This is a genomic window from Rhodanobacter ginsengisoli, assembly GCF_042657065.1.
Taxonomy (GTDB): domain Bacteria; phylum Pseudomonadota; class Gammaproteobacteria; order Xanthomonadales; family Rhodanobacteraceae; genus Rhodanobacter; species Rhodanobacter ginsengisoli.
The window spans coordinates 807857-829167 of record NZ_JBHSNF010000001.1 but is presented as its reverse complement, the minus strand read 5'-3'; the positions used below and the strand labels follow the sequence as shown (position 1 = coordinate 829167).

At 66.6% G+C, this 21311-nt stretch carries 20 protein-coding genes; all 20 read right to left on the bottom strand.

Annotated elements, in window-relative coordinates; all coding sequences use genetic code 11:
- Window positions 1-97 precede the first annotated feature (97 nt).
- The 20 genes from fliJ to flgE all read right to left on the bottom strand — a co-directional run bounded on the left by fliJ (window position 98) and on the right by flgE (window position 21284).
- A complete protein-coding gene (gene fliJ / locus ACFPPA_RS03515; protein ID WP_377317326.1) occupies window positions 98-523 on the bottom strand; it encodes a flagellar export protein FliJ in 426 nt (141 codons plus the stop codon).
- The gene (fliI, locus tag ACFPPA_RS03510) at window positions 520-1890 is read right to left on the bottom strand and encodes a flagellar protein export ATPase FliI (protein WP_377317324.1); all 1371 of its coding nucleotides are present in this window, start codon (window positions 1888-1890) and stop codon (window positions 520-522) included. Before fliI ends, fliJ begins: the two co-directional genes overlap by 4 nt.
- A 55-nt stretch (window positions 1891-1945) precedes the next feature.
- The gene (locus tag ACFPPA_RS03505; protein WP_377317322.1) at window positions 1946-2572 is read right to left on the bottom strand and encodes a FliH/SctL family protein; all 627 of its coding nucleotides are present in this window, start codon (window positions 2570-2572) and stop codon (window positions 1946-1948) included.
- The gene (fliG, locus tag ACFPPA_RS03500; RefSeq protein WP_377319436.1) at window positions 2572-3561 is read right to left on the bottom strand and encodes a flagellar motor switch protein FliG; all 990 of its coding nucleotides are present in this window, start codon (window positions 3559-3561) and stop codon (window positions 2572-2574) included. The genes ACFPPA_RS03505 and fliG overlap by 1 nt, the downstream gene beginning before the upstream one ends.
- 10 nt (window positions 3562-3571) lie before the next feature.
- Window positions 3572-5269 carry a flagellar basal-body MS-ring/collar protein FliF gene (gene fliF, locus ACFPPA_RS03495; RefSeq protein ID WP_377317320.1) on the bottom strand — a complete coding sequence of 566 codons (1698 nt, stop codon included), beginning with the start codon at window positions 5267-5269 and terminating at the stop codon, window positions 3572-3574.
- Between the two features lie 47 nt (window positions 5270-5316).
- Window positions 5317-5649, bottom strand: a complete 333-nt coding sequence (fliE, locus tag ACFPPA_RS03490) for a flagellar hook-basal body complex protein FliE (protein ID WP_377317318.1) — start codon at window positions 5647-5649, stop codon at window positions 5317-5319.
- Between the two features lie 164 nt (window positions 5650-5813).
- Window positions 5814-7241 (bottom strand): sigma-54 dependent transcriptional regulator, encoded by a 1428-nt coding sequence (locus tag ACFPPA_RS03485; protein WP_377317316.1) that lies wholly within the window; start codon window positions 7239-7241, stop codon window positions 5814-5816.
- Between the two features lie 412 nt (window positions 7242-7653).
- Window positions 7654-8121, bottom strand: a complete 468-nt coding sequence (locus ACFPPA_RS03480; RefSeq protein WP_377317314.1) for a PilZ domain-containing protein — start codon at window positions 8119-8121, stop codon at window positions 7654-7656.
- Between the two features lie 197 nt (window positions 8122-8318).
- The gene (gene fliT / locus ACFPPA_RS03475; protein WP_377317312.1) at window positions 8319-8624 is read right to left on the bottom strand and encodes a flagellar protein FliT; all 306 of its coding nucleotides are present in this window, start codon (window positions 8622-8624) and stop codon (window positions 8319-8321) included.
- A complete protein-coding gene (gene fliS / locus ACFPPA_RS03470; protein WP_377317310.1) occupies window positions 8621-9052 on the bottom strand; it encodes a flagellar export chaperone FliS in 432 nt (143 codons plus the stop codon). The genes fliT and fliS overlap by 4 nt, the downstream gene beginning before the upstream one ends.
- Before the next feature lie 17 nt (window positions 9053-9069).
- Window positions 9070-10497, bottom strand: coding sequence for a flagellar filament capping protein FliD (fliD, locus tag ACFPPA_RS03465; RefSeq protein ID WP_377317308.1), 1428 nt, complete (start codon window positions 10495-10497; stop codon window positions 9070-9072).
- A gap of 203 nt (window positions 10498-10700) precedes the next feature.
- The gene (locus tag ACFPPA_RS03460; protein ID WP_377317306.1) at window positions 10701-12155 is read right to left on the bottom strand and encodes a flagellin N-terminal helical domain-containing protein; all 1455 of its coding nucleotides are present in this window, start codon (window positions 12153-12155) and stop codon (window positions 10701-10703) included.
- A gap of 265 nt (window positions 12156-12420) precedes the next feature.
- A complete protein-coding gene (flgL, locus tag ACFPPA_RS03455; protein WP_377317304.1) occupies window positions 12421-13647 on the bottom strand; it encodes a flagellar hook-associated protein FlgL in 1227 nt (408 codons plus the stop codon).
- Window positions 13648-13669: 22 nt separating this feature from the next.
- On the bottom strand, window positions 13670-15544 hold the full coding sequence (gene flgK / locus ACFPPA_RS03450; RefSeq protein WP_377317302.1) for a flagellar hook-associated protein FlgK: 1875 nt from the start codon (window positions 15542-15544) through the stop codon (window positions 13670-13672).
- A gap of 18 nt (window positions 15545-15562) precedes the next feature.
- A complete protein-coding gene (gene flgJ, locus ACFPPA_RS03445) occupies window positions 15563-16531 on the bottom strand; it encodes a flagellar assembly peptidoglycan hydrolase FlgJ (RefSeq protein WP_377317300.1) in 969 nt (322 codons plus the stop codon).
- A complete protein-coding gene (locus ACFPPA_RS03440) occupies window positions 16531-17601 on the bottom strand; it encodes a flagellar basal body P-ring protein FlgI (RefSeq protein WP_377319435.1) in 1071 nt (356 codons plus the stop codon). The genes flgJ and ACFPPA_RS03440 overlap by 1 nt, the downstream gene beginning before the upstream one ends.
- A gap of 203 nt (window positions 17602-17804) precedes the next feature.
- Window positions 17805-18488, bottom strand: a complete 684-nt coding sequence (gene flgH / locus ACFPPA_RS03435) for a flagellar basal body L-ring protein FlgH (protein WP_377317298.1) — start codon at window positions 18486-18488, stop codon at window positions 17805-17807.
- Between the two features lie 7 nt (window positions 18489-18495).
- Complete coding sequence (flgG, locus tag ACFPPA_RS03430) at window positions 18496-19281, bottom strand: flagellar basal-body rod protein FlgG (RefSeq protein WP_377317296.1); 786 nt, start codon at window positions 19279-19281, stop codon at window positions 18496-18498.
- A 35-nt stretch (window positions 19282-19316) separates the two neighbouring features.
- Window positions 19317-20057 (bottom strand): flagellar basal-body rod protein FlgF, encoded by a 741-nt coding sequence (gene flgF, locus ACFPPA_RS03425; protein ID WP_377317294.1) that lies wholly within the window; start codon window positions 20055-20057, stop codon window positions 19317-19319.
- 9 nt (window positions 20058-20066) lie between these two features.
- Window positions 20067-21284 carry a flagellar hook protein FlgE gene (flgE, locus tag ACFPPA_RS03420; protein ID WP_377317292.1) on the bottom strand — a complete coding sequence of 406 codons (1218 nt, stop codon included), beginning with the start codon at window positions 21282-21284 and terminating at the stop codon, window positions 20067-20069.
- Window positions 21285-21311: the final 27 nt, after the last annotated feature.

Sequence of the window (21311 nt, the reverse complement as noted above, 5' to 3'; positions counted from 1 at the left end):
TTTCCTTCAGGGGAATCCACGCGTGCGGATGCGGGCATCCACACGCAGGCAGGGCGCACGTGCGCATGCGGCAGGCCGTCGGGCCGGCATCGCGCTTTCATCGTGTGCGCCGGTATTGCATGCGTTCGTCCATTTCCGCCTGTTCGTGCCGATCCGCGGCCCGGCGCTCTTCCTCGACGTAGCGGTCGACCACCGAACCCAGGGCGCTCTCGCGGGCGTGCGCATGGTGCCAGTGGGCGCGCACCTGTTCGAACTGGCGCTGCAGGCGGCTGATCTCGGCGGTCTGCTGAACGATCGCCTGATCGATGCGATCGACGAAGCTCTGCCGGTTGAGCAAGGCACTCACCGACAGCGGACCCTCGCCGCCGGCGGCGTACTCGAGCCGATAGCGACGCAACTCGAGCAGCTGCTGTTCGGCCTTGGCCAGGCGCTGCTGATGCGTCGCCATCTGCGCCAGCGCGTCCTCGCTGCGCTGCCTGGCCTGGTCCACGGCCGGCAGCAGCGGTTGCGCGCGCGAGCTCATCCGGTCACCTGCTCGGCGAGGCTGCCCAGCGACTTGATCGCTTCTTCCAGCGTCATCGGTTCATCCACTTCTTGCTGCAGGAATTTGCGCAGTTGCGGCCACAGCTCGATCGCCTGATCGACCTGCGGATCGGAGCCCTTCTGATAAGCGCCCACCGCGATCAGGTCGCGTTGCTGGCGGTAAGCCGAATAGACCTGGCGAAACCGTTGCGCCGCGCGAAGATGCTCGCGCGTGACCACCGCGGGCATCACGCGGCTGATCGATGCTTCGATGTCGATCGCGGGGTAGTGCCCGGCCTCGGCCAGATCGCGCGACAGCACGATGTGGCCGTCCAGGATCGCGCGGGCCGCATCGGCAATCGGATCGTGGCGATAGTCGTCGCCCTCGGTCAGCACGGTATAGAACGCGGTGATCGAACCGCGGCCCTCGGCATCGTTGCCGGCCCGCTCGACCAGCGCCGGCATCATCGCGAAGACCGACGGCGGGTAACCCTTGGTCGCGGGCGGCTCGCCGATGGCCAGCGCGATCTCGCGCTGCGCCTGTGCATAGCGGGTCAGCGAATCCATCAGCAACAGCACGCGCAGACCGCGATCGCGGAACCACTCGGCGATCGCGGTGGCGTATTGCGCACCGCGCAACCGTTTCAGCGGGGGGGCGTCGGCGGGTGCCGCCACGATGACTGCGCGGCGGCGCCCTTCCACGCCCAGCGTGTGCTCGACGAACTCCTTGACCTCGCGCCCGCGTTCGCCGATCAGCCCGACCACCACGACGTCGGCATTGGTATAGCGGGTCATCATGCCGAGCAGGGTCGACTTGCCCACGCCGGAGCCGGCGAACAAGCCCAGCCGCTGGCCGCGACCGACCGTCAGCAAGGCGTTGATCGCGCGCACGCCCACGTCCAGCGGCGCGTCGATCGGCTTGCGTGCCATCGGATTGATCGGCTTGCTCTTGAGTGCGGCGTGTTCATCGGCCTCGAGCGGACCGAGCCCGTCCAGCGGCACGCCGTCGGCGCCGATCACGCGGCCCAGCAGTGCCGTGCCCACCGGCAGGCCGCCGCTGCGCGCGCAGGGACGCACCCGCGCATTCGGGAGCACGCCGTGCATGTCGCCCACCGGCATCAGCAACAGTCGCTCGTCGGCGAAGCCGACCACTTCGGTATCCAGTTTCGCGCCGTCGGCGGTATCCACCAGGCAGCGCGCGCCCAGGGCTGCCTCGCAGCCCTCCGCTTCCAGGGTCAGTCCGACCACCCGGCGCAGGCAGCCTTCCACGGTCAGCGGGCGCACGGCTTCGGCACGCGCGCGGCGTATCGCCAGCTGCTCGCGCCAGCGCGCCTGCCGGGCATCCAGGCCGGTGGCTTGTGCACTCATGCGCGGAACCTCCACTGAGCCGGCGAGCCGCGCCCCGCTGTCGTCATGGACTGTTTCATTCGCCGGCCTCCGCGTTGACCGCGTCATCGCCGAGCACCGCATCGATCACCGCCGCCAGGCGGGTTTCCACCCGCGCGTCCAGCCGCGAGCGCTCGCTTTCCATGCGGCAGTCCCCCCGCGCCAGCGCCGGATCGACGAGCAGCTGCCAGTGTTCCTCGGCCGCGCCGAGCTCGCGCAGCAAGTTCAGGTCGTCCGGGTGCAGATGCACGCGCAACTCGCGGGTCGCGGCGGGCAGCGCAGCCGCCGCCTCGCGCACGGTCTGCACGATCAGGGCCGGCGCAAGTTGCAATTCCCGCCCCACCACCCGGCTTGCGATCAGGGAGGCCAGCCGGGCCAGCTCCAGCTCGGTCTGTGCGTCCAGCGATTCCAGCGGCCGGGCCGCCGCCTCGTACAGCGCGGCAAGTCGGGCCAGTTGTTCGTCGAGTTGCTGCCTGCTCGCTGCCAGCCCTTCCGCGTGGCCGGCCGCATAACCTTCTTCCCGCGCCTGCTGTTCCAGCGCTTCCAGTTCACGCACGGTGGGCTGCGCCGGCGAGGCCGTCTCGCTGGCCGACGTCGCGGTACCGACCTCGGGCAGTTCCCAGCGCCGGAATTCGGCCACGGCGTCCTGGAACGCGACGGCCATCAGACGTACTCCTCACCGCCGGAAGACAGATTGAGCTGGCCGGCATCGGCGAGCCGGCGGGCCGTCGTCAACACCTCTTTCTGTGCCGCATCGACTTCGCTCAGGCGCACCGGCCCCTTCACTTCGAGGTCGTCGCGCAGCATGTCGGCGGCACGCTTGGACATGTTGGCGAAAATCTTTTCCCGGATCGCCGGCTCGGCGCCCTTCATCGCGATGGTCAGCGTGGCCGAAGGCACCTCGCGCAGCAGCACCTGCATGCCGCGATCGTCCAGATCGGCCAGGTCCTCGAACACGAACATCAGGTCCTCGATGCGTCCGCCCAGTGCCTCGTCCTGACTGCGAATGGCCGATATCAGCTCGGTTTCACGGCTGCCCTCCATCGCGTTGAGGATGTCGGCGGCGGCCTTCAGGCCACCCACATTGGCGGACTTCAGCTTCTTGGTATTGCCGGAGAACTGGCGCTCCATGATCTCGTCGAGCTCGTTCAGCGCATGCGGCTGCACGCCGTCGAGCGTGGCGATGCGCATCAGCGCATCGGAACGCACGCGCGGCGGCAGGTAGCCGATGACCTCGGCCGCCTGGTCCGGTTCCAGGTGTGCCAGCACCAGCGCGATGATCTGCGGGTGTTCCTGGTTGATCATCTCGGCGATCGCACGACTCTCCATCCACTTCAGCGATTCCAGGCCCTTGCTGCTGCGGCCGAGCAGGATGCGGTCGATCAGTCCACCGGCCTTGTTCTCGCCCAGCGCGTTGACCAGGATCTTGCGGATGTACTCCTCGGTGCCGACGCCCAGCGAGGTCTGCCGGCCCATATCCTCGTTGAGCTTGTCCAGCGCGCGCTCGACATGCTCGCGGGTCACGCTGGTCAGCGCCGCCATGGCGCTGCCCACCGCCTGCACGTCGCGCGCGCTGAGATGCTTGAGCACCTCGGCGGCATCCTGCTCGCCCAGCGTCAGCAGCAGGATCGCCGCGCGCTGGGCACCATTCACCTGCGTCTGATCAGCTGGCATCTTCGCTCACCCAGTTCTTCACGACTTGTGCAACCTGCTTGGAGTTCTCGCCGACCATGCGTCGGGCGACACCGATTCGTTGTTCGTAGGCGAGCACGTTCGACGCGCCGCTGAGCCGCGCCGGCTCGTCATCCTGCGGGGCATCGTCGACGCGCACGGAAATCTTCTGCGCCGGCATCGGCAGCGCGCGCGCCGACGAGTCGCCACGCAGCACCCCCTTCAGCAACGGTCGCAGCAGGCCGAAGGCCACCAGCAGCGCAACCAGGATGCCCAGTCCCTGCTTGATCAGATCCATCGCACCGGGCCGCTGCCACAGCGGCACTTCCGGCAGCGCCTCGATCGCCGGGCCATGCTGGAACGGCTGGTTGACCACGCTCACGCTGTCGCCGCGGGTGGCGCTGAAGCCCACCGCGTTCTTGGTCAGGTCGGTCAGGTGCTGCAGTTCCTGCGCGCTGAACGGCACGCTTTTGGCCGGGGGCGGCGTGCCATCGTCGGTAGCCTTGCCGGGCACCAGCTTGTCGTCCACCACCACCGCCACGCTGAGCCGGGTCAGCCGGCCCGCCGGATCGCTGACGTGGCTGATCGTGCGATCGAGTTCATAGTTGCGGGTGGCGCTGCTCGAACTTTCGCTGGGGCCGCTGGCAGCGGCGGTGGCCGCACTCGCGGCGGCGTTGGGCGCCGCGACGTTCGGCTTGGCTGCGGTGGGCTGCGCCACCGTGTTCGGCGGCTGGTTGCTGAGCGCTCCGGGCACGCCGCCCGAGGCGTCGGCCGAACTGCGCTTTTCGCTGCTGGTCTGTTCGCTGCGCATGACCGCCGATTTGGGGTCGAACGTCTCGGTGGCCTTCTCGGTCTGGCTGAAATCCAGGTCGACGTAGACCTGGGCATGCACCCGGCCGGGACCGACCAGCGGCGTCAGCAGCTGTTCGATGCGCGCCGCATAGGTATTCTCGATCCGGGTCGCCAGCCGCAGCCGGGTGTCGCTGATCGCCCCGGGGCTGTCCGGATCGGTGGTCAGCAACTGGCCCTGCTGGTCGATCACCGAAACCTGACTGGCATTCAGGTCCGGCACGCTGGCCGACACCAGGTGCACGATCGCCGCGACCTGGCTGGCATCGAGCTGGCGCCCCGGATACAGCGTGACCAGCACCGACGCGCTCGCCGCCCGGCTGTCGCGGATGAACGCCGACTGCTTCGGCAACGCCAGATGCACGCGCGCGGCGCGCACCGACTGCAGGCCGCTGATGGTGTTGCCGAGATCGGCTTCGAGCTGCTGCTGGTAGCGCGTGCGCTCGGCCAGGTCACTCATGCCGAACGGCGAATCTCCCGCCGGCGAGGCGCTGCTGGCGGCGGTACCCTGCGGCAGCCCGCGCCCGGCCAGCGTCAGGCGCAGGCCGGCCAGATCCGCGGCCGGCGCCATGATCGAGGAGCCGTCCGCGCTCAGCTGGTAGGGCGTATTGGTGGATTGCAGTTCCTGGGTGATCGCCGAGGCGTCTTTCTGATCCAGGCCGCTGTACAGCAGGCCGAAGTTCGGCCCGCGCGACCACAGCACCACCGCCACGCCCAACGCGACCGCCGCAGCCACCCCCACCAGCAGCAATAGCTGGCGCGTCGCAGGACTGCGAGTGAATTGCTTGAGGGGATCCAGGCGCGAACCGTTATCGGTGGTCGCGATGGCATTGTCGGCCATGCTTGTGCTCGTTATCTAGGAGACGTGGGTGGCGATCGACGGGAACGTCAGACCGGCATGTTCATGATGTCCTTGTAGGCCTCCACCAACTTGCTCTGCACCTGCACCATCGTGCGCAGCGAGAGATCCGCCTTCTGCACCGCGATCATCGTGCTGGCCAGGTTCGCGCCCGGATCGCCGCGCTCGAAACTCGTCGCCATGCGGCCGGCTTCCATCTGGGTCTGCCCCACCGCCGAGATCGACTGCTTCAGCAGGCTGGCAAAATCCCCCATGCCCGCTGCGGCCGGTGCCGCCGGCTTGAACGCGGTTTCGGGAACGCGTACCTGCGCCGTCATCTGGCGCATCTGGGAAAGAAGGTTGTTGACGTCGATCTGACTCATGACGGTTTTCCAGCACATGACGGTGGATATGAGGGGAGGTAGCACAAGCCGTGCCATGCTCCGGCGTTGCCCGACAGGTATGCGTGCGGGGCCGGCCGGTCGCGACACAGCGGGCGGCGTGGATGAATTTCATCTACCATCCGCATCCGGGTCGCCACCACTCGCTAGGCCGCGAGGCTGCTCTGCAATCCGTACTTGCGCAGTTTTTCCACCAGGGTGGTGCGCTGCATGCGCAGCAGCCGCGCGGCATGGGCCACCACGCCACCGGTGGCGTCGAGCGCCTGGCGGATCAGGCCCACTTCGATGTCGGCCAGATGATCCTTCAGGTCCAGCCCGTCCTCCGGCAGGATCCCCAGCGTATCGACTGCCGCATGGGCGCAACCGAGTTCGCCCGGCATCGCGCGATCTTCCATCAGGGCCAGCAGTTCGGCACTGCGTGCGTCGTCGCCGGACATCTGCCCGCGATATTTCTCCGGCAGATCGTTGACGCGGACCTCGCTGTGCGGATGCAGGATGGCCATGCGCTCGACCAGGTTGGACAGTTCGCGCACGTTGCCCGGCCACGGATAGGCATTGAGTGCCTGCATCGCTCCGGCGCTGAAGCGCACCAGTCCCAGCCCGCGCCGGGCCAGCCGCTTGTTGAACTCCGAAACCAGCAACGCCATGTCGTCCAGGCGCTCGCGCAGCGACGGCAGCTCGAGCGGGAACACGCTGAGGCGGTAGTACAGGTCCTCGCGAAAGTGATCGCAGGCGATCGACTGTTCGAGGTTGCGGTGGGTGGCCGCGATGATCCGCACGTCGCAGCGCTGGGTCTTGCTGCCACCGACCCGCTCGAACATGCGTTCCTGCAGCACCCGCAACAACTTCACCTGCATCGGCAGGCTCATGTCGCCGATCTCGTCGAGGAACAGCGTGCCGCCCTCGGCCAGCTCGAAACGCCCCTTGCGCATGCTGATCGCACCGGTAAACGCGCCCTTCTCGTGCCCGAACAATTCGCTTTCCAGCAATTCGGCGGGGATCGCACCGCAATTGATCGCCACGAATGGCTTGTCGCGTCGCGGCGAACCCTCGTGGATCGCCCGCGCGACCATCTCCTTGCCGGTACCCGATTCGCCGAGCACCAGCACGCTCGAATCGAACGGTGCCACGCGACGGATCAGCGCATTGACCCGCGCCATCGGCGCCGAATTGCCGACGAAGCGGATGCCGTCAGGCTGACCGCCGAGCAGACGCCCGTGAACGCGGCGCATCACGTCCGCCATCTGCTCGTAGCGCAACGGGAATTCGACGATCCCGGTTCGTGCCGCGAAGGGAGAGCCGGCATCGCTCAGGCGCTGGATCCATTCCGAGTCGGCGGCCAGCAGCACCGGCACGTAGGCGGCCGCTGCGCCAAGCAAGGCCAGCTGGCGCTCCGCCTCGACGGTATCGGCGATGTGCCCGACATAGACGGCACACCAGTTCGGGGTGAAATCGCCGGCCGCCTCGCAGTCCTCGCTGCGCCATGGGTTGTAACCGAGAAACTGCAGCGCCGACATGACCGATGCTGCGCGCACTTCGTCTGATTCGATAACGAGGAAGTCCATTTTTTTCATGGCGATCGTGAACTCTCTTCTGCTGTGGTTCCGTGGCTTGAATCGAAGCCACTCCTCCGGATGCCGATCCGCCCGCTGACTGCTCGTCAGTGGCTGACAGGAGGAAGGGAGCAAGAAGAGGGCCAGCGATGCCGGCCGGCGCGTTGGAAAAACATCACCACGACATCGCGATGACGCGACGCGCCATCGAATCATCCGGGGGCAATTCAACGGAAATGCCCACAGATCGTTGGCTTGCAATGAATTTATCGTGAGGAACGACGAATGCACGATGGCAATTGTGCGCGGCAGGCACCCACCAAAAGCGTCAAGGAAACTTCCCTAATCGTGACGGGCGTCACATTGGCGATCGATCTGCTCCGGACGGCAAACGTGACGCAGGTCACGCTTGCCGTCTCGACGGCTCAAATCGTCACGACAGGGACTGACGCGTTTCGGCAACTTTGCGCCGATGCAGGCGGAACACGAGACGCTCCAGCGCGTCACACGTGCCTTCGCCAAGATCGGCGAACGCCACGAAGGCCAGTCCGTCATCAAAACGGCGCAGGATTCTTGCCGGCAGCTCCAGCGGCAGGCTCGGACAGACATCCGGATGAAGCCGCAGCAACACGGCATCGCCAACCGGCAGCAACCCCGCCGGCAGGACGGCGCCCACCGGGTTGAAGCGGACGGTCTGCCGGGGCGGCAGGCTGTCCGGCGGAAGCAGCAGGCGATTGACGATATCCACCAGGGCGGTGAGCTTGGCATCCAGCCGGACCATTTCCTGCAAAAGCGGGTTGTCCTCGTCGACGCCCTCGGTGCGACGTTCTTCCAGCGCCCCGATGGTGGCCAGCGCATGGGCGTTTCGCTCGGCCAGACGGCGGATCTCGCCGCTCGGCAACGGCCATTCGATCGTCACGCACTCGGCAGGCCAGCGGTTCTCGCAGCTCACCCGTTCGGAAAACGCCTGCCAGGCATCGTCATGCATGAGATAACCATCCTGTCATGGGATCCACACAGCGGCAGACCCGTCTGCCGCGCCGAAAGGACGATAGCCCATAACCGTCGCCCCACCTACCCGGGCGCCGGGGTACAGGCTCAGTCCTCGTCGCAGGGCAGAAGGTAGGCGTTCAATGCCCGGTGGTTGCGGCGCTGCTGCTCCAGCTGCCCGGCGATCGAATCACGGGCCCGGGCCGTCAACTCCACCAGTTGCTGGTGCTGCTGTTGCACCTCGAGCAAGGTGCTGCGGGCGATGTCTTTCGCCGGAGCACCCTGGCGAAGCAGCGCGTCGTATTCCGGACGCAGCCCGGCAACCGCTTTCCAGTCACCCTCCCGCGCCGCACCCAGCATCTGCGTGCCCAGTTGCAGCGCCTGTTCCAGATCGGCCTGGCCCGGGACGTTCATCGCATCGCACCGGCAACCTGCCGGTTGCCCGTCAGATAACTGTCGCGGATGCCGTGCCAGCCGTCGCGAATGGGCGTGAGCAGCCGGGCCACCTCATCCAGCGCCTCCGGATCATTGTTCAGTTGCGCGAAGAGCAGCCGGCGCGACACGTACTCGTAGAGCGAATCCAGCCGCTGGCTGATCACCCGATCCGCCTTGTGATCCAGGCTGTTGCGCAGCTCGCCGACGATTGCCAGGGCGCGCGAGATGCTGCTGCCCTTGGCTGCCACGTTGCCGTGGACCATGTGCCCGCGAGCCTGGACGACCCGTTCGATGGCCCCATCCAGCAGCATGCCCACGAGCTGGTGCGGATCGGCATCCTCGATGCCGCCGCGAATGCTGTTCTGCTGGTAGATCGCGCTGGCGTTGCGCATGTATCCGTTGGTCATGTCGGCTGCCCTTCCGGTCAGTTCTTCGAGGGATTGGTCAACTGCGCCAGCGTGGTGCTCAGGAAGCTGCTGGTGGTGTTGAGGCTCGACATCAGCGTGTCCAGGTTGGTGTACTCGGCCTGCAGCTGCTGCTGGTACACGGACATGCGCGAATTCAGTGCGGTCTGCTGGTCGCTCAGTTTGCTGAGGCTGGCGGTGAGGCTCTTCTGGCGGGTCGCGATGATCCCGCTGCTCGAGGTAAACCCGTCGATCGCCGCGTTCAACCGGGTGGCGTAGCCCTTGCTGCCGCCGAACAGGTCCTGCACGGCGGCAGGGTTCGCGCCGAGCGCACTGGTCAGCTTGGTGCTGTCCAGCGAGATCGTGCCGTCGGCCGCGCGGGTCATCCCGAGGCTGACCAGCGAGCCGATGCTGTTGCCGGGCACCGCGCTGCTGAGCACGCTGGAGATCTGCCGCTGCACGGAGTTCAGGGTGGAATCGCCCAGCAACACGCCGGAGGTCCTGGTGGTCGAGTCGTAGCTGGCCAGCGAGCCCACCGCGCTGACATAACTGTTGTAGGCGGTGACGAAGCCCGCGACCGCGGCCTGCGCTACGCTGGTGTCCTGCTTCACGACAAGCTGGGTGGTTCCGGTCGTCGTGAGGTTCACGGTGACGCCGTCGATCGCGCCGCTGACCGCATTGCTGGCACTGCTGATGCTGATGCCGTCCAGAGTCAGCTGGGCATCCTTCGCTTCATTGCTGCCTGCCGTATTCAGGCTGGTGGCCAGGCTGCCCAGTCCCGCGCTGCTGCCGCTGACGGCGCTGATCGTGAAGCCGTTCGCCACGCCGGTCTTGTTGGAACTCAACAGCAATTGCGAACCACTGGCGCCGTTGACCACGGTTGCCGTCACGCCGGGGTTGCCGGAGGCGCCGTTGATCGCCGTCGCAATGTCCGTGAGGCTTGCCGTGGCCGATACGGCGACGCTGACGCTGGCGGTACCGATGCCGATGTTCAGCGTGCCGCTGCCGATCGCCGCACCGCTCGCGTAGGCGGCGCTGCTGCGCTTCTGGGCCGTGGCGAGCTGGGTCACGTCCAGTGCGTAGCTGCCTGGCAGCGCGTTGCTGCGCGTACTCACGCTGCCGATCGAGGCATCGGCCAGCGTCCCTGCATAGCTGTTGAACGTGCTCGCGTCAGTCAGTGCGGCCGCCGCGGTCTGCAGCGTGGTCAACGCGGATTTCAGCGTCGAAAGGCCAGTCAGCAGGCTGTTGGTCTGGTTCGTCTTGTTGGTGATCTGGGCCTGCGGCGCCGCCTGCTTGGCATTGACCAGCGCGGTCACGATCGAGGTGACGTCCAGGCCCGAACCCACACCGGCGGCGCTCAGGATCGAGTTGCCCGTACCCTTGCTGCCGGAACCCGACGAACTGTTGAGCAGGGAGGTCACGCTGGACGTGGCGCTGGTGGTGGTCATGACGATCCTCGTTGGGTGAGACCGGGTCCGTCGATCAATCGCGGAGCCCGCGAGTCGCCTGCAAAAACCTCGTCCGGGACAAGGGCTTTGCGGGCGGCTCCTGCCAGGCTGGCGGTGGTGCCTGCGCACCCGCCGCCAGCCTGTTTCGAAGCCAGTGGCCCACCGGTCGCCGCACAGGACGGCGACGACCGGACAGATCACTGTTACTGAAGCAGCTTCAGCACCTGCTGCGGCTGCGAGTTGGCCTGTGCCAGCACCGAGATACCGGCCTGCTGCAGGATGTTCGCCTTGCTCAGGTTGGCCGTTTCGGCAGCGAAGTTCGCGTCCCGGATGGTGCTCTGCGAAGCGGACAGGTTGTCCGACTGCGCGTTCAGGGTCGAGATCGTCGACTGGAAGCGGTTCTGGATCGCGCCCAGCGTGCTGTTCAGCGTGCTGACCGAGTTCAGGGCCACGTCGATACGCGAGATCAGGTCATTGGAGGAATCCACCGTGCCGACGCTGCCGGTCGCCAGGCTGCCGCCGACCGCTGCGGTGCTGCCTGCGGTGTAGGTGGCCGCCGTGTTGGCATTCTTCGCGTTGGCGCCGATCACGTTGCCGCCGGTATCGGCGATGGTCAGGCCCTTGGTGGCATCGCTGGAGTACAGGTTGATGCCCTTGCCATCCTGGCTCACTGCGGCGGTGACGCCGGAGACGCTGGCCGCATTGAGCGCGTCCGCGACGTCCTGCAGGCTCTTCGCACCCGAGAGATCCACCGCCGTGCCGTTGATCGAGAGACCTTCGCTGGCCAGGCTGGTGGCCGCGCCGGCAGTGGACACGGGTGCCGCACCCACGGCACTCGCAGCGCCGGCGCCGGCGATCACCGGAGCGGCCGAACCCGCACCCGTGGTGTTGTTCTTGAAGGTCAGCACGCCACTCGCATCGGCGCTGACGGTGTAGGCACCGGGAGCGGCTGTGTTCAGCTGGCCCTGAATGTCGGTCACCAAGGCAGCCGCGGTGGTATCGGCGGCCAGGGTGGTGACGCTGTTGCCGTCGACCGTGAAGGTGTACGGCGTGCCGGTGACGTCCGCCGCGGCGCTGCCGGTGACGCTGCCCGAGGTCGGGTTGAGCGCCGCACTGATGTCGCCGGTGGTGACTTCGGCCACGGCACCCAGCTGGCTCGCCTTGACGCCCTGGCTGACGTTCACGCTGATGGTCTGGCCGACGTTGGCGCCGACCTGGAAGCTCAGGTTGCCGAGCGAACCGTTCAGGACCTTCTGGCCGTTGAAGTCGGTCTGGTTGGCGATGCGGGTGACTTCCGCCAGGCGCTGCTGCACTTCGGTGTCGATCGAGGTGCGATCGCTGTTGGTGTAGCTGCCGTTGGCCGACTGTACGGCCAGGTCGCGGATCGCCTGCAGGTTGGAGGTCACCTGGTCCAGCGCCGACTGCGTGGTCTGGGCCAGCGAGATGGCGTCGCTCGCGTTCGAGCTGGCCTGGCCGAGGCCGCCGATCTGCGTGGTGAAGCGGGTGGAGATCGCGTAGCCGGCCGCGTTGTCCGTGGCGCTGTTGATCTTCAGGCCCGAGGACAGGCGCTGGGTGGCCTGCTGCAACGCGCTCTGCGACTTGTTCAGGTTGTTCTGCGCGGTCAGCGAGTTGATGTTGGTGTTGATGACGAGTGACATGGAAATCTCCTAAAGGAAACCAAGAGCCGGTTTGTTTTGGCGTTCTGCATCCCGGCGGTCAGGTTCCATCGTTGGAATTCCATCCGCCTCGGAAAGCTTTTCGGCGCCTCGTGGAAATACTTGAGTGTCGGCTATGGATTTTTTTCAGTGCACGTGCAAGGAATTCCAATCCATGCCTCCACTCGCGAGCTTTCCCCGCCCCTCGGCGCGCGGACCGGGGCCGCTGCGCCATCAGGCGTAGACCGGGCATCCGGTCCGATCCGCACTACTTGATGTAGTTGAACAGGGTCATCGACTTGACCTGCGCAAAGACCTGCTGCGAGGCCTGCAGCGCGGCGGACTGCGACGACAGATTGCTTATGGCCGTATAGACGTCCACATCGCGCACACCGGACAACGTGTCCTTGTAGGTGACGCCGAGATCCTGATAAGCGGCCTGCTGCTGGTTGATGGTGTTGATTCGCCCGCCGATCGACACCGACGTGCTGGTCACGACGCTTTGCGTCTGATCCAGCGACTCGATCTGCCGATTGAGACTGTTGGACAGGTCGGTGCTGCTGCCGTTGCTGCGCAGCGCCGCGATCATGTTGTCCAGCGTGGCAAAGATGTCCTGCGTGCCGCCCGACTTGACGTTGACGGTATCACCCGCGGCGGGCGTGCCGCTCATGCTGATCGACAGGCCGTTGAAGCTGATGCTGCCGCCATCCTGGTAGGTGCCGCCGACCGGGTTGCCGCTGCCGTCGAGCACCGGGTTGCCGTTGGCGTCGGCCGCCGTCCAGCTGCCGTTGGCGCCGAAGCTGATCGCATAGCCGCCGCCACTGGCGGCGCTGGCGGCGTTCCACGCGACCGGGTCGCTGACGGTGTTTTCGCCGACCACGAGGGTGCCGGTGTTGGCGATGCCCGCGCTGGCGGTGAAGCTGCCGTTTCCGGCGGGGATGTTCATGAACACGGCGCTGCCGGCATCGCTGGTCGGCACCTTGAGCCCCGGCCCGACCGCAGCCATCAGTACCGAATCGTTGCCGGCATAGCTCACCGATCCACCGGCACCCTGGACGAACGGTGCCGCGGTGGTGCTGGTGCCGGCGAACAGCGCGTTGCCGTTGCTGTCGCTGGTATTGGCCATCTGCACGAGCTGCTCGCGCAGCTGGCTCAGCTGGGTCGCCATGCCCGCACGATCGCTGCTGGACAGCACGCCGTTGATGCCCTGCAGCGCCGTCGAACGCGCGCTGTCGAGCAGGTTGCCGACCGAACTCAGCGTCGTCTGCTCGGTCGAGAGCCGGGTATTTGCGCTGTCGATGTTGCTCGAGTATTGCCCGTTGGCGGCCAGGATGTGGCCCAGGCTGACCATCTGCCCGGCGCCGGCGGGATCGTCCGAGGCGACGTTGATGCGCTTGCCGGTGCTGACCTGGTTCTGGGTCGCGGCCAGCGTGGCTTGCTGGCTCAGCATCGTGCTGGTCGATTGTTGGTACATCCAGCTGGTGGAAAGGCGCATGTCGACTATTCCCGGATCACGGTCAATGGATCGCGTTCAGCAGGCTGCTGAAGATCGTCTGCGAGGTCGAAATGATCTGCGCCGACGCCTGGTAGGCCTGCTGGAACCTGACCAGGCTGGCGGCCTCTTCATCGAGGTTCACGCCGGAAACGCTCTGCTGGGCCGATACGGCCTGGTTGTTGAGGCTGGTCTGGGTGGTCAGGTTGGTGGCCGCCTGGCTGCCGACGTTGCCGATCTGCGTGGTGAGGCTGGCAAAGGCGTTCAGCACCGAGGTGTTGCCGCCGGCGAGCACGCCCTGCGTCGCCATGCCGGCCAGCGCCAGCGCATTGCTGTTGTCGTTCAGCCCATTGGTATTGGCCGCCACGCTGAAACTGTCGCCGGTCGCCGGCGCACCCGAGAGCGTCACGCTCCAGCCGTTCGCCGAGATCGGCTGGCCGGAGACGTACGCGCCACTGGCCAGCACGGTGCCGCTGCCGTCGGTGACCTGGTAGGCGTTGGGTGCGGTGAAGGTCACCGAGGCATTGCTCAGCAAAGCCGGATTGGCCGGGTCCGTCACGCTCACCGCACCGGCCGTCGCGCTGCCGGCATTGCCGCTGCCCGCGCCGATGTCCAGTGCCGCCGCGGCCGCCACGCCCGCGGGATTCGTCAGCACCACGGAAAGCCCGGACGCGGCATTGCGGGTGGGCTGGATCTGATAGCTGTCGCCGGCCTGTGCCGTCCCGGAAACGGTGAACGTCAGCCCATCGGCCGACAGGCTGCCGTTCGCGTTCGTGGTCAGCGCGACGTTCTGCCCCGCCGTGGTCTGCAGGTTCCACTGGCTGCCGTCGTAGCTGAGCTTGTAGTCCGACGTGGTCAGCTGCGAAACGTCGCTGATGCTGGCCGCGATACCGGCATTGCCCAGGTTGCCGGCGGCACCGAGCACGGTTGGCGAGGGCACGCTGAAGATCGCGCCACCCTGCTGTCCGCTGAGATCGAGTCCCTTGGCCTGCTGGGTGTTGACGCTGGTAGCCAGCGCCACCGCCGCCTGCCCCAGCCCGTTCTGCACCGGCGCGAGCACGTTGGCCCGATAGTCCAGCAAGGCGCCGAGCGAACCGCCGCTCAGCCGGCTGGTGATGTTGTTGCCGGAACTGTCGAACACATCCGGACTGGTCGGATCGTAGCTGTTGCGGCCGGTGGACAGCTTGTAGGCATTGCTGCCGCTGACCAGCGCCTGCCCGCTCGACGAATACACGCTCACCGTGCCGTTCTTCTCGGCCACGGCGGTCACGCCCAGATAGCCGGACAGCGTGCCGATCAGGGCGTCGCGTTGATCGAGCAGCGCGTTGGGCTGGCCGGTGGCGCTGGCCTGGTTGATCTGCTGGTTGATGTCCGCGATGTTGCCGATCACGCTGTTGATGCTGGTGACCGTGCTGGTGATCTGGCTGTTGACCTGGCCCTGCTGCGAACTCAGCTGCTGGCCGAGCGTGTTGAACACGGCCGCCAGCGTGCCGGCGCTGCCCAGCAGGGCCTGCCGGCTGGACGTGCTGCCCGGCGCATTCGCCACGGCGCTGAACGCACCATAGAAGCTGTCGAGCGAGCCCTGCAGGTCGCCGCTGGCGCTGAGCGCGCTGTTCAGCGTGGTCGCCAGATCGTTGTAGGTCGACGCCCGCTGCAGGCTGGCATGGCTGTTCCACACTGCACTGGTCAGGTATTCGCTGTAGGCGCGCTGCACCGCCACCACGTTGACGCCGCTGCCGATCGTGTAGCGGCCGTTGGACTGCGTGACGGCATCGGTCTGCTGCACCAGCTGCCGGTCGTAGCCCGGCGTGTTGGTGTTGCTGATGTTGTTGCTGACCGTGCTGAGCGCCACCTGCGCGGCATTGAGCCCGGAAATACCGGTGCTGAGCATGTTAGCCATGGGTCATTCCTGGGCGCTTCATTCTGATGATGTCGGCAATTTGACGGCGTTCTTGAGCGCCGACAGCGCCTGACGCATGGCGGGACTGTTGGCGATGGCGGCGATCTTGGACGCATACGCCGGGTCGGTCGCGTAGCTGCCGCTGATCAGTCCGCGGGCGAAACCGAGCACGTCGTCGCCCTTGCCCAGGGCGGCGGCATAGCGCGGGTTGTCGCCGATCAGGCGGGCATAGTCGTCGAACGACTGCTGCGGCGATTCGTAGGCGCGGAAGTGGGCGTGTCGCCTGACCGCAACACCCCCCTCGAATTCCAGCGTCGGCACGTTGACCCGGCCACCGTCCCAGCCGGAGCCGGCCTTGATGCCGAACAGGTTGTTGCTGCTGCTGCCATCGGCATGGGTCGGCATGTGCTTGCCCCACTGGGTTTCCAGCGCCGCCTGGGCCAGCACGGCACGCAGCGAGACACCGAGTTTCTCGGCGGCCTTCTTCGCATACGGCGCCAGTTGCCGCACGAAATCGGCAGGGTCGCCCGGCACCCACCTGGATACGCTCTCGCTGGCGGAGCTCACCGCGTCGACTACCGTGCCCAGACGCTCTTTCCAGTTGTCCGGCGAACCTGCCGCCGGCTGGCCCGGATCGCCCGCGGCCACCGGTTGTCCCGCGGCACCCGCGACATGGCCGCCGAGCTGGCGCACCAGCATGTCCGCGATGCCCAGGCCATGCCCCTTGCTCGACAGGCTCACCGAAAGCTGCTGATCGAACAGGCCCTGCCACGCATCGCCGGCCTGGCTGTCGAACAGCTTGTCGCCGTAGTTGGCTTCCCGCATCGACTTCAGCACCATCTGGGTAAAGATGGATTCGAACTGTTTCGCGACGACCGGCAGCGCCGCCTTGCTGTCAGTCTGCGCCTGTTGACGCAGGGCACTGAACCCGGACAGATCGGTCCAGGTGTTGAGGCTCTGCATCGCCGGGTCGCCACCGATGGCCATCAGATCACGACCAGCTCGGCATGCAGGGCGCCGGCCTGTTTCAGCGCCTGCAGGATCGAGATCAGGTCGCTCGGCGCGGCGCCGACCTGATTGACCGCACGCACGATGGTATCCAGGCTCACGCCCGGATCGAACTTGAACATGTGCCCGCTGCCTTCGCTGATCTGCACGCTGCTGTTCTGCACGATCGCGGTCTGGCCGTTGCTGAACGGTCCGGGCTGGCTGACCTGCGGCTGCTCGCTGATGGTGACCTGGATCGAACCGTGGGCAACCGCGGCCGCGCTGACTTTCACGTCCGAACCGATCACGACCGTGCCGGTGCGCGAATTGATCACCACGCGGGCCGGCGGGCTGCCGGGCGTGACATCGAGGTTCTGGATCGCACCCAGCCAGGCCACCTTCTGCGACGGGTCCTGCGGCGAGCGCACCGACACCGTGCCGCCATCGACAGCGGCGGCCGTGCCGGCACCGTAGGCATGGTTGACCGCTTCGGCGATGCGCGCGGCGGTGGTGAAATCCGGGGTGTTGAGATTGAGCATCAGGTTGCCGTCCTGGCTGAACGACGAGGCCACGCTGCGTTCCACCGACGCGCCGTTGGGGATGCGGCCGCTGTCGGAGATGTTCACCTGCACGCTGGAGCCGCTCTTGCCCTGCGCACTGGCGCCGCCGATCACCACGCTGCCCTGCGCGATCGCATAGACATTGCCGTCGGCACCGCGCAGCGGCGTCATCAGCAGCTGGCCGCCGCGCAGGCTCTTGGCATTGCTGATCGAGGCCACCGTGACGTCGATGTTCTGCCCCGGCTTGGCGAATGGCGGCAGGTTCGCGGTGATGACCACGGCCGCGGCGTTCTTCAGCTGCGGGCGGGCACTGGCCGGCACCGTCACGCCGAACTGCTGCAGCATGTTTTCCAGGCTCTGGGTGGTGAACGGCGATTGCGTGGTCTGGTCGCCGCTGCCATCCAGACCGACCACCAGGCCATAGCCGATCAACTGGTTGCTGCGCACGCCGCCGACCGAGGCGAGGTCCTGGATCTTGTCGGCATGCGCCGGCACCGCCAGCCCCAGCATCAGGCAGGCCAGCACCAGCGTACCGGTGGCGCGCCAGCGCAACAGCACTTCGCGTATCGCGATGCGGCGCAACTCGGCGGCCCGCCTGCCGTCATGCACGTCCATGCGCGGCATCGGCACGACCGGTCGGCCATGGCCGCCGCCCGCGGGTTCCGCCGCGGGGGCATGCACGGCCACCGGCCTCATCATTCGGCGCGCTTTCATCAGAACGGCATCCACTTGGAATTGAAGAAGCGCGCCAGCCAGCCCTGCGTATTCGCATCGGCGAGTGACCCGCGCCCGGTATAGGCGATGTGCGCATCGGCCACGCGCGTGGAGGGAATGCTGTTGTCCTGGCTGATGTCCTGCGGGCGCACGATGCCCGAAATGCGCACCAGCTCCTGGCCCTGGTTGATCGTCAGCCATTTCTCGCCGCGCACGAACAGGTTGCCGTTGGACAGCCGCTTCGCCACGGTGACCGTGATCTGGCCGGTGAGCTGGTTGCTCTGGCTGCTCGACCCCGCGCCGTCGAACGCATTCTTCCCGTTCAGGCCGACGGTCCCCGGGTTGCCCCCGATCGACAGCGACTGCCCCAGGATGGTCGGCGAGGCGAGCGCCACGCTGTCGTTCTTGCTGGTGCTGGTGGTGGCCTTCTTGCTGGCCTGGGTGCTTTCCTGCAGCACCACGGTGAGGATGTCGCCCACGCGATGCGCACGCGAATCGGTGAACAGTTCCAGGCTTTGCGCATCGTGGTAGATCGACCCGTCGGCCGGCGGCGCCCGATCGACCTCGCTCGGCGCGGTCGCGGCCCACTGCGAGTCGTCGTGCACCACGTGCGTGACGCAGCCGGCCAGCAACAGCCAGCTCAGTGCCGTGAACCCGCGCAGGATTGAAGTCATCGAGGCCATGCCGTACTCACATGTTGGTCGTCAGGTTCTGCAGCATCTGGTCGGCGCTGCTGATCGCCTTGGAGTTCATTTCGTAGGTGCGCTGGGTCTCGATCATGTCGACCATCTCGCCGACCACGTTGACGTTGGAGGATTCGAGCGAGCCCTGCTGCAGCGTGCCAAGGCCGTTCAGTCCAGGCTGCCCGGTCTGCGGCGAACCGCTGGAGCTGGTTTCCAGATAGAGGTTGTCGCCGCGTGCCTCCAGGCCGGCCGGATTGACGAAGTTCGCCAGTTGCAGCGCGCCCACCTGCACCGATGCCGCCGTGCCGTTGGTGGTGGCCGAGACCGTGCCGTCGTTGCCGATGGTGATGCTCTGCACGTTGCTCGGCAGGGTCACCGGCGGATCCAGCGGGTAGCCGTTGGCGGTCACCAGCTGGCCATTCGCATCGGTCTGCAGCGACCCGTCACGGGTGTAGGCGGTGCTGCCGTCGGGCATGCTGACCTGCAGGAAACCGCTGCCCTGGATGGCCACGTCCAGCGAGTTGCCGGTCTGCGTGATGCTGCCCTGGGTGAACAGTTTCGCCGTGCCGACCACGCGCACGCCGGTACCCAGCATCAGCCCCGAAGGGGACAGGGTCTGCTGCGTGGTCTGCCCGCCGGGCTGGCCCTTGTTCTGGTACATCAGGTCCTGGAACGATGCCCGCGACGTCTTGAAACCGGTCGTGTTGGCATTGGCCAGGTTGTTGGATATGACGTCCATGCGCGTCTGCTGCGCATCGAGGCCGGTCTTGGCGATCCAAAGGGAAGAAAGCATGGTCAGTCACTCCAGATGATGGGCACAGTCGTCGGTCAGTTCGACTGCAGAAGTTTGGTGGCGGCGGCGGCGTTGTCCTCGGCACTCTTGATCGACTTGATCTGCATGTCGTACTGACGCGACAACGCGATCATCTTCACCAGCTCGGCCGAGGCATTGACGTTGCTGGACTCCAGCGCACCGGAAGTGACCCGCACGCCGGGATCGACCTCGGCCTGCCCGCCATCGGCCAGGTGCATCAGGCCGTCGCTGCCCTGGATCATCCCGGCCGGGTCGGGATTGACCAGCCGGATCTGATCCAGCGCGGCCACCGTGTTCGGCCCGTCGCCGGCCGGCACCGCGGAAATCGTGCCGTCCTCGCCGATCCGGATGTGCTCGCTGTCGGCCAGGCTGATCGGGCCGGAGCTGCCCAGCACCGGATTGCCCTTGGCATCGGTCAACTGGCCGGCGGAGGTCAGCTGCAGTTCGCCGGCGCGGGTATAGCCTTCCGAACCGTCAGGCGACTGCACCGCGATCCAGCCGCTGCCGTTGAGCGCCACGTCGAGCGGTCGACCCGTGCTGGTGGTGGCGCCCTGCCCCTGATCCTGACCGACGCCCACCGCCACCGCGTTGACGCGCGTGGGCAGTCCTTCGCCCAGCACCGGCAGGCTCCTGAATGCGCTCAGCTCGCTCTTGAAGCCGACCGTGGAAGCGTTGGCCAGGTTGTTGCTGACCACCTCCTGCGCACGCATCATCTGCGTGGCGCCGGTCATTGCCAGATAGAGGGAACGATCCATGACGGTCGATTACCTGGAGACGGCGTTGAACAGCGCGGAGGCCAGCGTGCTGTCGGTCGACAGCACCTGCGCGTTCGCCTGGTAGTCGCGCTGCGCCTGGATCATGTTGACCAGCTGCGAGGTGGTATCGGCGGTATTGGAGCCCTCCAGCGCACCGGACTGGATGGCGCCGAACTGGCCGGCCCCGGCCGTACCCATCACCGCCACGCCGGAGTCGCCGCTGGCCGCCCAGGCGCTGTTGCCGAGCTGACGCAAGCCCTGCAGGTTGGGGAAATTCGCCAGCGCGATCTGACCCAGCTGGGTGCTCTGGTTGTTCGAATAGTTCGCCGTCACCACACCCTTGCTGTCGATGTCGATCGACGAGAAGGAGCCGGCCTCGAAACCGTTCTGGGTGATCGTGCCGGGCGAGTAGCCGGTGCCGAACTGGGTGGTGCCGGAGACGTTGACGGTCAGCGCCAGCGGGGCGGAACCGTTCGCCAGGTTCACCGGGGTGAACACCAGGTTGCCGTTGGCCGGCGTGGTGAGATTGCCGTTCACGTCGAAGGTCAGTGCCTGCGTGCCGGCGCTGATCCCGTCGACGTACAGGTTGGCATCCCAGCTGTTGGTGGCGGTCTTGTTGTAATAGACGGTGCCCTGGTGCGAGCCACCCTGCGAGTCGTAGACGGTGACCGGCGTGGCGGCCTGGTAGCTGGTCGCGTCGGTCGGGCTGAACGGATTGGCGGACACCGTTGCGCTTGCCGGCAGATTCGAGGTCATCGTCACCAGCGAGGTCGGCGTGGCATTGCTTTGCGCCGCGGTCAGCTGCAGGTTGGCCAGCGTGCTGGTATCGAAACCGCCCGCGCCATTGGACGGATAGACCTGCAGGAACGCGCCGCTGGGTGTGACGATGTTGCTGTTGGGGTCCTTCTGGAAATCACCGGCACGGGTGTAGGTGACGCCGGTGCCATCGTTGATCACGAAGAACCCGTTGCCGCTGATCGCCATGTCCAGGCTGTTGTTGGTGGTCGCCACATCGCCCTGCGCAAACTGCTGGGCCACGCTGGCCAGGCGGGTGCCGCTGCCGGTCGCGGTGGAGTTCAGATTGGATCCGGTGACCGCGAAGATATCGGCGAACTGCGCCCGCGAGCCCTTGAAGCCGGTCGTGTTCGCGTTCGAGATATTGTTGGCGATGACGTTCAGATCCGCCTGTGCCGCATTGATTCCGCTGAGTGCCGTACTCAAAGCCATGATGGATTCCTCGAACGATTGAAAGAG

What these genes read in the sequence shown, in the direction of transcription:
- fliJ (WP_377317326.1), bottom strand. Translation starts at nt 523, where the DNA reads ATGAGCTCGCGCGCGCAACCGCTGCTGCCGGCCGTGGACCAGGCCAGG.
- fliI (WP_377317324.1), bottom strand. Translation starts at nt 1,890, where the DNA reads ATGAGTGCACAAGCCACCGGCCTGGATGCCCGGCAGGCGCGCTGGCGC.
- ACFPPA_RS03505 (WP_377317322.1), bottom strand. Translation starts at nt 2,572, where the DNA reads ATGGCCGTCGCGTTCCAGGACGCCGTGGCCGAATTCCGGCGCTGGGAA.
- fliF (WP_377317320.1), bottom strand. Translation starts at nt 5,269, where the DNA reads ATGGCCGACAATGCCATCGCGACCACCGATAACGGTTCGCGCCTGGAT.
- fliE (WP_377317318.1), bottom strand. Translation starts at nt 5,649, where the DNA reads ATGAGTCAGATCGACGTCAACAACCTTCTTTCCCAGATGCGCCAGATG.
- ACFPPA_RS03485 (WP_377317316.1), bottom strand. Translation starts at nt 7,241, where the DNA reads ATGAAAAAAATGGACTTCCTCGTTATCGAATCAGACGAAGTGCGCGCA.
- fliT (WP_377317312.1), bottom strand. Translation starts at nt 8,624, where the DNA reads ATGAACGTCCCGGGCCAGGCCGATCTGGAACAGGCGCTGCAACTGGGC.
- fliS (WP_377317310.1), bottom strand. Translation starts at nt 9,052, where the DNA reads ATGACCAACGGATACATGCGCAACGCCAGCGCGATCTACCAGCAGAAC.
- fliD (WP_377317308.1), bottom strand. Translation starts at nt 10,497, where the DNA reads ATGACCACCACCAGCGCCACGTCCAGCGTGACCTCCCTGCTCAACAGT.
- ACFPPA_RS03460 (WP_377317306.1), bottom strand. Translation starts at nt 12,155, where the DNA reads ATGTCACTCGTCATCAACACCAACATCAACTCGCTGACCGCGCAGAAC.
- flgL (WP_377317304.1), bottom strand. Translation starts at nt 13,647, where the DNA reads ATGCGCCTTTCCACCAGCTGGATGTACCAACAATCGACCAGCACGATG.
- flgK (WP_377317302.1), bottom strand. Translation starts at nt 15,544, where the DNA reads ATGGCTAACATGCTCAGCACCGGTATTTCCGGGCTCAATGCCGCGCAG.
- flgJ (WP_377317300.1), bottom strand. Translation starts at nt 16,531, where the DNA reads ATGGCCATCGGTGGCGACCCGGCGATGCAGAGCCTCAACACCTGGACC.
- ACFPPA_RS03440 (WP_377319435.1), bottom strand. Translation starts at nt 17,601, where the DNA reads ATGCTGGGGCTGGCGGTGCCGGCGCATGCCGACAAGATCCAGGACCTC.
- flgH (WP_377317298.1), bottom strand. Translation starts at nt 18,488, where the DNA reads ATGGCCTCGATGACTTCAATCCTGCGCGGGTTCACGGCACTGAGCTGG.
- flgG (WP_377317296.1), bottom strand. Translation starts at nt 19,281, where the DNA reads ATGCTTTCTTCCCTTTGGATCGCCAAGACCGGCCTCGATGCGCAGCAG.
- flgF (WP_377317294.1), bottom strand. Translation starts at nt 20,057, where the DNA reads ATGGATCGTTCCCTCTATCTGGCAATGACCGGCGCCACGCAGATGATG.
- flgE (WP_377317292.1), bottom strand. Translation starts at nt 21,284, where the DNA reads ATGGCTTTGAGTACGGCACTCAGCGGAATCAATGCGGCACAGGCGGAT.